Below are 9,944 nucleotides of genomic sequence, written 5' to 3' on the forward strand. Positions count from 1 at the left end.
GCCCTGCATCGTTCGCGACAATGCAGGATGCGCTGAAACCAACCTCGTCATCCATCTCTCCTCGTTGGGAAACGAGGGCGCAGTTCTTCATTTCGTCAGGGGGTCAGTTTCTCACTTCGCCTGACATTTACCAAGGGGTGGTCGATGAAAGGATCGATGCGGCAATTCTTGTTAAGCCGCCGTTCGACATTCCAAAGACTTTGGAATGGCACAAGGTCCGCTCCGAACGGTTTGTTCTGCTCGCGCCCATAGAGTGTCCGATCGCCCCGTCGGCAGGCTTCTGCAGGAGCAGCCTTTATCCGCTACGACCGGAGCAATTGGGGCGGGAGGCTGGTGGATAGCTATATCCAGAAACTCGGAATAAGTCCGAGGGAATGGCTTGAGCTGGATTCACTTGAGGCCATTGTGGTTATGGTGGATGCGGGCTTGGGCGTGTCGGTGATGCCCGACTGGAATTCAGTAATTTTTGAGCATTTGCGCGTGGCAAGATTACCCTTGAGCGGAGCTCCGCACCGAGAGATCGGCCTAATCAGACCCCGTCGCGGTGCACCTGTTCGGCTCATACGGGCGATCCTTGAGGCGCTTCAAAAATAAGAGAGGCCGAAGTTGCCTGCCGGCTTCGTGATGCGAGTTGGGCCGCATGGACCGGTCGCCATTCTCTAACATATCCTTGATGAGATAGATCCAGCCGCGCGGACTGTCGAGCTCGTTTCCGAGCTTAACCGATTGAGTCTCCCCAATAATCGCCACCGGCAATTTTCGGTTCTCCCGCCGGATGGTGCGGCGCAGCATGTATTTTACTTGACACTCACATCAAAGACAGCGATTTTTTTGCCAAACAGAAATCTATTCTGCTGTACAGAAATTGGAGGAACCGTTGAACCAGACGTTTCGCAACAGTGAAAGCCTGCCGCTCACGGGAGTAAAGGTTGTCGAATTTTCACACATGATCATGGGGCCAAGCTGCGGGATGATTCTCGCGGATCTTGGCGCTGATGTGATCAAGATCGAACCCTTTCCCCATGGGGACAATACGCGTCGCTTGAACGGTTCCGGCGCGGGCTTCTTCCCAACCTTCAACCGCAACAAGCGTAGCTTGGTACTCGACCTGAAGTCGAAGGCCGGGCACGAAGTTGCTGAGAAGCTCATCGATGGCGCCGATGTGCTTATCGAAAACTTTCGTCCTGGGGCGCTTGAAAAGCTGGGGTTTGGCTATGACCGCTTGAGCAGCTCAAACCCCGCCCTGATTTATTGCTCGCTGAAGGGCTTCCTCTCTGGCCCGTACGAACATCGTGCGGCACTGGACGAGGTCGTTCAGATGATGGGCGGGCTGGCTTACATGACGGGTCCAACAGGACGCCCTCTTCGAGCCGGCGCGTCTGTCAACGATATCATGGGCGGCATGTTTGCTGCGATTGCGATCCTTGCTTCAATTCAAGAGAGAACGAAGACAGGGAAAGGACAACTAGTCCGAAGCGCGCTCTTTGAAAACAATGTGTTTCTCGTCGCGCAACACATGCTGCAACTCGCGGTGACGGGTAAACCGGCGGCGCCCCTTCCCGAGCGAATTTCGGCTTGGGCGGTATACGATCTTTTCGATACCGGGGATGGAGAACAGATCTTCGTCGGTGTCGTGAGTGACACACAATGGGCGGCGTTCTGTAAGTCGTTCGGTCTGGAGAAATTCCATGCAAATCCGGATCTGCAGACAAACGCCAGCCGGGTTCTCCACCGAAGCGAATTCATGCCGGACATCAAGGCGATCTTTGCCAAGATGACATTGAAGGATGCACTTGCCCGATGTGAAGAGATAGGACTGCCCTTCGCTCCCATTGCTAAACCGCAAGACCTCTTCGACGATCCGCACGTCAGTCAGCCTGGCGGCACGGTCGATGTTGTGCTGCCAAACGGAACTTGCACGAAAGTGCCGACGCTTCCAATCGACTTTAACGGCGAGCGCTTAGGTCTGAGACTCGATGTCCCTCGTAGTGGCGAACACAGCACGCAGGTGCTCCGCGAGCTCGGCTATTCCGATGCGGACATTGCAACTTTGCTTGTCGAAAACGCAGTGGGTGCAGATGGAGCATCCGCAGAAGACCAACAGATCCGAAAACTCGCTTGAGGTGCTGAAACGCGTTTAGTGAAGCACGTCCAATTAGGGAAGAGGGTCACGAGGGATCGTGACGTATAGAAGTAGGGAAGAGGAACCTATGTCGATCCAGACAGCTCCTGCTGTAGAGCTTAGAAACGTGGCAGTGCGGTTTGGTTCTTTTACCGCCGTCGCGGAAATGAACCTTGAGGTAAAAAAGGCCGAATTCGTTGCAGTGGTGGGGCCGACCGGCTGTGGAAAATCGACGATCCTCAACGTGGTCACAGGTCTTCTCAAGGCTGCCCATGGGGATGTGGAGATTTTTGGGGAAAGGCTCAAAGGGCTGAACTCTCGCAGCGGCTACATGCTTCAGCAGGAAGCTATTCTTCCCTGGAAGACGGCTGAGGACAACGTCGGGCTTGGACTGGTCTTTCAAGGCTTGTCCAAAGATGAAGCCAGATTACGTGCCCGCGAGTGGATGGCCAAAGTTGGGCTCAAGGGCTTTGAAAAGCGTTATCCCCATCAACTCTCTGGGGGACAGCGTAAGCGTATTGCTATGGCTCAAACGCTTATAATGGAACCCCAAATTGTTTTGATGGATGAGCCGTTTTCTGCGTTGGACGTCCATACCCGCCGTTTGATGCACCGAATCTTGCTCGATCTTTGGCAAGCGGACAAACGCTCGCTGATCTTCATTACCCACGATCTTGAAGAGGCAATCGTTCTTGCAGATCGAGTCGTTGTCATGTCCGCCGGCCCAGGAAGCCGCATGGTAGGCGAGGTTGAAATCAATCTGCCACGTCCACGAGATGTCTCCCAACTAGCAACGACGGATGAATTTGTCAGCCTGTATCGCCGAATCTGGGACATGCTCGGCAAGGAAGTGGAGAAGAGCTATGTCAATCAGTGATACGACGACTTCCAGGAAATTAGAGTCTTCCGCTCGACATAGCGTGAAGTTGCCCTATCGGTTGAAAGTGTCCCTGGCACAAGTCTCCATCCTCGTAGGGTTTCTCGGGCTGTGGGAACTGGGTGTCCACAAACACGTCCTGGATCCTTTTTTCTTCCCGGCGCCGAGTGCGATCGTTCTGCGTGTCTGGGAATGGGTGCAAACCAGAGAACTCTGGACCGACCTGGGAATCACGCTACTGGAAACTGTGCTTTCTTTCGTGATTGGCATAACCGCAGGTACCGTCCTAGGTGTGTGGCTCGGCTTGTCGAAGTTCGCATCCGACATCTTTCAGCCCTTCATCAAGGTCTTCAATGCGATACCACGCGTCTTGCTGGCTCCAATTTTTACGATTTGGTTCGGAATTGGTTTGGCCTCGAAAGTTGCATTGGGTGTGATGATCGTGTTGTTCATTGCGTTCTTCAACACCTACCAAGGTGTGCGTGAGGTAAACCCGGTTGTCCTGGCCAATGCGCGGCTGCTCAAAGCAAGCAAGATTGCGCTGTTACGGCACGTTTATCTCCCATCCGCAACAAGCTTCATTCTGTCGTCGCTGCGCGTCTCAGTAGGCATGGCAGTACTCGGCGCCGTTGTCGCCGAATACCTCGGATCTTCCTACGGCCTCGGTAACCGTATCGGCCAAGCTGAAGGCGTTATGGACGCGACAGGTGTGTTTGCTGGCCTGGTTATTCTCTCCCTTTTCGTAGTCATCCTCGATGCACTCGTCGACCGGCTTGAAAAGCGCCTCTTAGTTTGGAGACCGACGCCACACGCAGAACACGACAACTAATCGATTACTGAGGAGGAGAAAAAATGAAATTCGATCTGTCTATGCTGGTGGGCGTGGCCTACATCGCCGCATCGCTATCAACCGTGCATGCTGCCGAACCCGAAAAGAAGGCGATTACGCTCGGAGTCGGATCAGTCATCATGAACTATATGCCCGTCGGACTGGCTGATGCCAACGGGGCCTTTAAAAAACAGGGACTCGATGTGACTATCGAGAACTTCAAAGCGGGTGGGTCCAAGGCTCTTCAGGCTTTGATCGGTGGGTCGGTTGACGTTGTTGTTGGTGCGTACGATCACACAATCCAGATGCAATCCAAGGGTAAAAACATCGAGTGCGTCGTCCAGCTCAACACCTTGCCGGGAAATTCCTTGGCCGTTCGCGCCAGTCTGGCCGACAAGGTTAATTCCGGCGCCGACCTCAAGGGTCTTAAGATCGGGATCACGACTCCAGGCTCAAGCGCAGACATGGCGGTGCGATATTATTTGCAACGCAATGGACTCCGGCCGACGGACGTCCAGATTATTGCCGTTGGGAGCGGGACGCCGGGGATGGTCGCCCTGGAGCAGGGCAATATCGACGCCCTCATTTACTGGGATCCTGTAGCTACAATTCTGCAGCAGAAAAAGGCGGTGAAAGTCCTCTTCGATGCGCGGACTCCTGAAGGGAACACGAAGGCGTTTGGCGGACCCATCTCTCCTTTTGCATGCGTCTATGCGACAAAGGATTTTATCGAGGCAAACCCGGAGACCGTCCAGAGGGTCGTAGACGCTTTTGTCGAGACCTTGCACGAGATCCATAAAAAGCCCGCCGCTGACATCGTCGATGCGTTGCCTGACACCTGGAAATTGCCAGGCCAGAGGGATCTCAATATCGCCATCATGGAAGCGTCGAAGCCTATGTTTTCGACCGATGGTTTGACGATCCCGGATAGCGTAAAAATACCCTACGGTATTGTCAGCGCTTACTCTGACGACGTCAAAAGCGCCAAGATCGACCTCAGCGAAACCTACACGAATAAGTTCGCAGACGAAGCAGCAAAGCGGCTGAAGTAGGAAATCGTCGAAGCGTCGGTGGTCACGGGCCACCGATGCAACACATGGGGTACGGGTATGTTTTTCTCAAATTTCCCAACTGTGATCAACTCTGAGGTTTTCACAACTGTGCCGGATAAGTTCCGGAAAACAGGCGTGCGTTCAAGTTGGTCAGACGCGAACAAACAGGGCATCGCTGTGGATTGCTTCATAGAGGGGCCAGCGTTTGATGCAGAGGGAAATTTATACGTCGTAGACATACCTCACGGTCGAATCTTTCGGATAGCTCCGGACCGGAATTGGAGTCTGTTGGTCGAGTACGACGGCCAACCGAATGGTCTCAAGTTCCAACAAGACGGGCGAATTCTCGTCACCGACTATCGAAAGGGACTTCTGGAGCTCGATCCTGAAACTGGGGCAATGTCTCCCGTTTTAGCACATCGTAATTCGGAGGGTTTCAAGGGTCTCAACGATCTGGCTGTTGCATCCAATGGCGACATCTATTTCACCGATCAGGGGCAGACGGGTTTGCATGACCCGTCCGGTCGCGTGTTTCGCCTTTGTCGCGATGGACGTCTGGATTGTCTGATGAGCAACTTGCCTAGCCCGAATGGCTTGGTTTTAAGCCCAGACGAGCGCGTCTTATTTGTTGCAATGACGCGCGACAATTCCGTTTGGCGCGCTCCACTTTTGCGTGACGGCTCAGTGTCGAAAGTCGGCCGGTTCTGCTCTCTGTTTGGCACAAGCGGGCCAGATGGACTAGCAATGAACGAAGAGGGCCAACTGATCGTTGCCCATGCTTCGTTGGGTCAGGTCTTTGTCTTCGCCGAAAACGGCGAATGCATTTCGCGCGTGGAAAGCTGCACGGGAAAAACATGCACGAACGTTGCCTTTGGTGGCGACCATAATCGTCAGCTCTTTATCACGGAATCCGCGTCCGGATCGATACTTCGCGCTGACATGCAGGTCGCGGGGATAAGACTCCCACGTTCATAAGGGAACGCTATGAGGCTGCAGTAGGATTGTTTTCTAGCGGCGCTGATCCTGAGCAACTTTGAACTGGCATGCATGGCGTGATGGAAACGTCGATCGATAGGAGTAGACAATGGCCCTATATCGTTTGGACACTTTAAGTCCGACCGTATCCGCCTCCGACCAAATTTGGCTGGCTCCCAACTGCACAGTCATTGGAAACGTGACAATCGAAGAAGATGTTAGCATCTGGTTCGGCGCAGTACTCAGGGGAGATGATGAGCCGATAACGATTGGCGCGGGAACGAATATCCAAGAAGGCGTCACCGGGCATGTAGATCCCGGCTATCCGCTGACCATCGGAAAAGGCTGCACCATCGGCCATCATGCTATCGTCCACGGGTGCAAGATCGGAGACAACTGCCTGATCGGCATGGGTGCTACGATCCTGAACGGGGTCGTGCTGGGCGACAATTGCCTGGTTGGAGCGAACGCGCTCGTCACTGAGGGCAAGATCTTTCCGCCGAATTCTTTGATCGTTGGTACGCCAGCGAAAGTAGTCCGGGAACTCGACGAAGCCGCGATTGAAGGCATTCGCCGTTCCGCGAAATCTTACCAAGAGCGATATCGGCGCTTTGCAGGAGGACTGCAGCCCGTCGAGTAACTCCAAATTTCTAGTCATGTTTAACCTGGGAGGAGAATGACATGGAAAAACGCAACTTCATCAAAGCTACGTTTGTAGCCGCACTTGCTTTTGCGCTTGTCGCGCTGCCGACAGCCGGCACGACGGCGGAAATCGGGCGACTCAAGCTTATTGTACCCGCCTCCGCTGGTGGCGGTTGGGATCTGACAGGAAGAACGATCGACAAGGTCCTCCGATCGACCGGCCAAGTTAGATCAATCCAGGTGGAAAACATTCCCGGCGCTGGCGGCACGGTTGCTCTTCCGCAGTTCCTTGCTCAGAAGGGGCAGGGCGACACGATGATGGTCACCGGCTTTACCATTGTGAGCGCGGCGATCACGAACCAGGCACCGAACTCGATTGCCGAGGCAACGCCGTTGGCCCGGATCTCGGGTGAAGCCCACGTTCTCGTCGTACCCGCTAATTCTCCGTTCAAGACGCTCAACGATTTCGTCGAGGCCTTGAAGCGCGATCCATCGAAGGTATCCGTCACCGGCGGCACGCCGGGCGGTTCGGACCACATTACGTTGGGACTACTTGCTAAAACAGCGGGGATCGATCCACTCCAATTGAACTGGATCGCATACGACGGTGGTGGCCAGGCTCAGACTGCCCTTCTCGGCAATCACGTTCAAGCAGGGATCAGCAACTGGAGCGAGTTCGAAGGGCAGGTTCAAGCGGGAAGATTGCGTGCGCTGGCCATCTCCGCCGAAGCGAAGCTTCCCGGCATAGATGTGCCCACCTTCAAGGAGCAGGGTCACGACGTTGTTCTTTACAACTGGCGTGGATTGTTCGCACCTCCCGGTGTCTCTGACGCTGACCGCCAAAAGTTGGAAAGTGTGATCGCGACCATGGTGAAAAGCGAAGAGTGGAAGAAGGAGATGCAGACTCGCAAGTGGGTCGACCTCTATATGCCGGCATCGGAATTCGGTCCGCAGGTGAAGAAGGAAGTCCAGGCAATCACCGAGATCATGAAGACACTCGGCTTCTCGAAAGGATAAGCGCTGATGACGGAAAGATCGGAGCGCTCATATCTTCAGCGCCCCGGTCCCCTTCTATTCGGGATCGGAGTGCTGGTTCTAAGCGCCATCAGTTTCTACGGAATTGCACAGATTCCCGTTTCGGTTTTCGGGGGACCAGTCGGTCCCAGAACTTTTCCGTTGCTGGTCACGACGGGCCTGTTTATCTGCGGTGTCTGCCTTGTCTGGGCATCGTTGCGCGGGCAGTTCGAAGTCGCCGTCTCTGAACGCCTGGATTGGTTGGCATGCCGATCGTCTCTCTGGTGGTTCTTTGGCGGTCTTGCGGCAAATCTCGTGCTCATTGCGCCGATCGGGTTCATCCTGTCTTCCGCCGCCATGTTTCCGCTTGTGGCCCGTGCCTTCGGTGACCAACGGCTAACAAGAAACGCGATTATTGGCGGGCTTTTCGCAGCACTCGTCTACTTCCCCTTTCGACTCGTTTTGGGCGTGAATATCGGCCTTGGCGTGTTTGGGATCGTAGGCGGCTGGGGAGGAATAGAATAATGTCGAACACATACGAGCTCCTGCTCGGAGGATTCGCGACGGCACTCCAGCCGATGAACTTGCTCTGGGCGTTCACAGGGACTTTCCTTGGAACGGCGGTCGGTGTGCTACCCGGGATAGGGCCGGGACTGACGCTCGCGCTACTTCTGCCGATAACATACAGTGTGGAGCCTTCCGCAGCCTTTATTCTGTTCGCGGGCATCTATTACGGCGCGATGTATGGCGGATCCACGACCTCGATCCTCCTCAATACTCCTGGCGAAAGTGCCACGATGGTCACCGCGCTTGAAGGTTACCAGATGGCGCGTAGCGGGCGCGCGGCCGCCGCGCTGTCGACCGCCGCGATAGGATCGTTCGTTGCGGGTACAATTGGCACGCTCGCGCTCACGATACTGAGTCCCATCGTAGCGGAAGCCGCGCTGCAGTTCGGACCACCGGAATTCTGCGGCCTGTTACTGCTGTCGTTCGCGGCCGTCTCGTCATTGATGGGGTCATCCGTTCTTAGGGGAACTACAGCACTCCTATTTGGGCTTTGGCTCGGGCTCATTGGTATCGACAATCAAACCGGCCAGCCGAGGCTGACATTCGGCTTCCTCAATCTCTCTGATGGCATCGATATGGTGCTGGTCGCCGTTGGTCTTTTCGCTATCGGTGAAGCCGTCTACCAACTCGCGCGGTGGGGCGTCGAGGCCGGCATGGTCGAGAAGGTGGATGGACAACTGTGGATGACGAAAGAGGACTGGAAGCGTTCCTGGAAGCCCTGGCTGCGCGGGACCGCGATCGGCTTTCCAATTGGCGCAATACCTGCGGGCGGCGCGGAAATTCCGACCTTCCTGTCGTACTTCACGGAGAAAAAGCTCTCGCGGCATCCGGAGGAGTTTGGAAAAGGTGCCATCGAAGGCGTGGCCGGACCTGAGGCTGCGAATAATGCGTCGACCGCAGGGGTGCTTGTACCTTTGCTGACTTTGGGGATTCCCACATCTGTGGCCGCTGCCATTATGCTGTCGGCCTTTCAGAGTTACGGGATCACCCCGGGTCCGCTCTTGTTCGAATCCCAACCTGATCTCGTATGGTCGGTCATTGCGAGCCTCTACATCGCCAACGGGATGTTGCTGGTGCTGAATCTGCCGCTCGTCGGTCTCTGGATCAAGCTACTGAAGGTGCCGCCGCCTCTGCTTTATGCCGGAATCCTGATCATGGCGACCGTCGGAACCTATGGCATCACGCGGTCGGTAGAGGACCTGGTTCTTCTATACGCGATTGGAGCCCTTGGTTTGGCGATGCGGATCTTCGACTTCCCTGTCGCGCCGGTGATCATCGGGCTCATACTTGGGCCGATCGCGGAGCAAGAGTTCCGCCGGTCGATGGCACTGAGCCATGGCGATCCCTCTATATTCTTTCATGGTTGGATATCGTCGACATTCATTTGTCTGGCGCTAGTCATCATCGCAGCTCCGGCGGTGACGAGAGTATTCGCCCTCCTTCGCAAACGCAGCGGCGGAAATTGCCAGGTAACGGACGCCTGACATTTCCCACGTGACTTAAGACCGGTTATCAACAGGTCGGCAAGTCCAAGGGCTTGCTGACCTATTTTTTGAGTAGTTCGTTGTCATGCCCAATAGCTTTCGAGAGGTCTTGCAGACAGACTTTCCTCCGTAGCGTGTGACGTAATGGTCCGATTGGACTGACGGCAGCGCGGACCCCAGCGTGACGGGTCTAGATTCCGGGCGGACTCGCTTTAAATGAAGTGATTGCTGTCCAGCCCCCCAAATTCCCTGCATGTTGTCAATCGGCGCGGAATGTTGACGCCTTATCGGCGTCCAATATTCACCCCCCTGTAGACGATCAGCGCTTGGCCTGCCCGGCGCTGGCCGGGGTTGCAGAGGGTAGGCCAAGTGCGGGTGATGG

10 protein-coding genes and 1 pseudogene are annotated in these 9,944 nt (G+C 55.3%); all 11 read left to right on the top strand.

All coding sequences use genetic code 11. The annotated features are described in order from the left end of the window. Window positions 1-341 (top strand): annotated as a pseudogene (locus ACFFP0_RS30865) (hypothetical protein); the annotation flags it as partial. Then, window positions 334-594: a LysR substrate-binding domain-containing protein gene (locus tag ACFFP0_RS30870; protein WP_377266063.1), complete on the top strand. Its 261-nt coding sequence runs from the start codon at window positions 334-336 to the stop codon at window positions 592-594. The pseudogene ACFFP0_RS30865 and the gene ACFFP0_RS30870, both read left to right, overlap by 8 nt. Window positions 595-877: 283 nt before the next feature. Then, window positions 878-2,122, top strand: a complete 1,245-nt coding sequence (locus ACFFP0_RS30875; protein WP_377266064.1) for a CaiB/BaiF CoA transferase family protein — start codon at window positions 878-880, stop codon at window positions 2,120-2,122. A gap of 88 nt (window positions 2,123-2,210) precedes the next feature. Next, window positions 2,211-2,999, top strand: a complete 789-nt coding sequence (locus tag ACFFP0_RS30880) for an ABC transporter ATP-binding protein (RefSeq protein WP_377266065.1) — start codon at window positions 2,211-2,213, stop codon at window positions 2,997-2,999. Between the two features lie 49 nt (window positions 3,000-3,048). Next, on the top strand, window positions 3,049-3,828 hold the full coding sequence (locus ACFFP0_RS30885) for an ABC transporter permease (RefSeq protein WP_377266072.1): 780 nt from the start codon (window positions 3,049-3,051) through the stop codon (window positions 3,826-3,828). Between the two features lie 23 nt (window positions 3,829-3,851). Then, entirely contained in the window at window positions 3,852-4,880 is a 1,029-nt protein-coding gene (locus tag ACFFP0_RS30890) for an ABC transporter substrate-binding protein (protein WP_377266066.1), read from the top strand. A gap of 57 nt (window positions 4,881-4,937) precedes the next feature. Continuing rightward, entirely contained in the window at window positions 4,938-5,855 is a 918-nt protein-coding gene (locus ACFFP0_RS30895) for an SMP-30/gluconolactonase/LRE family protein (protein WP_377266067.1), read from the top strand. A gap of 109 nt (window positions 5,856-5,964) precedes the next feature. Continuing rightward, window positions 5,965-6,495, top strand: a complete 531-nt coding sequence (locus ACFFP0_RS30900) for a gamma carbonic anhydrase family protein (RefSeq protein ID WP_377266068.1) — start codon at window positions 5,965-5,967, stop codon at window positions 6,493-6,495. A gap of 41 nt (window positions 6,496-6,536) precedes the next feature. Continuing rightward, window positions 6,537-7,514, top strand: a complete 978-nt coding sequence (locus tag ACFFP0_RS30905) for a tripartite tricarboxylate transporter substrate binding protein (protein ID WP_377266069.1) — start codon at window positions 6,537-6,539, stop codon at window positions 7,512-7,514. A gap of 6 nt (window positions 7,515-7,520) precedes the next feature. Next, window positions 7,521-8,036, top strand: coding sequence for a tripartite tricarboxylate transporter TctB family protein (locus ACFFP0_RS30910; protein WP_377266070.1), 516 nt, complete (start codon window positions 7,521-7,523; stop codon window positions 8,034-8,036). After that, window positions 8,036-9,562 carry a tripartite tricarboxylate transporter permease gene (locus ACFFP0_RS30915; protein ID WP_377266071.1) on the top strand — a complete coding sequence of 509 codons (1,527 nt, stop codon included), beginning with the start codon at window positions 8,036-8,038 and terminating at the stop codon, window positions 9,560-9,562. Before ACFFP0_RS30910 ends, ACFFP0_RS30915 begins: the two co-directional genes overlap by 1 nt. Window positions 9,563-9,944: the final 382 nt, after the last annotated feature.

Origin of the sequence: Neorhizobium puerariae, assembly GCF_042429745.1 — a bacterium.
GTDB classification, from domain to species: domain Bacteria; phylum Pseudomonadota; class Alphaproteobacteria; order Rhizobiales; family Rhizobiaceae; genus Neorhizobium; species Neorhizobium puerariae.

Excerpts from the sequence above, each read along its gene's own strand:
- ACFFP0_RS30890 (WP_377266066.1), top strand. The coding sequence starts at position 3,852 with ATGAAATTCGATCTGTCTATGCTGGTGGGCGTGGCCTACATCGCCGCA.
- ACFFP0_RS30895 (WP_377266067.1), top strand. The coding sequence starts at position 4,938 with ATGTTTTTCTCAAATTTCCCAACTGTGATCAACTCTGAGGTTTTCACA.
- ACFFP0_RS30910 (WP_377266070.1), top strand. The coding sequence starts at position 7,521 with ATGACGGAAAGATCGGAGCGCTCATATCTTCAGCGCCCCGGTCCCCTT.
- ACFFP0_RS30900 (WP_377266068.1), top strand. The coding sequence starts at position 5,965 with ATGGCCCTATATCGTTTGGACACTTTAAGTCCGACCGTATCCGCCTCC.
- ACFFP0_RS30905 (WP_377266069.1), top strand. The coding sequence starts at position 6,537 with ATGGAAAAACGCAACTTCATCAAAGCTACGTTTGTAGCCGCACTTGCT.
- ACFFP0_RS30880 (WP_377266065.1), top strand. The coding sequence starts at position 2,211 with ATGTCGATCCAGACAGCTCCTGCTGTAGAGCTTAGAAACGTGGCAGTG.
- ACFFP0_RS30915 (WP_377266071.1), top strand. The coding sequence starts at position 8,036 with ATGTCGAACACATACGAGCTCCTGCTCGGAGGATTCGCGACGGCACTC.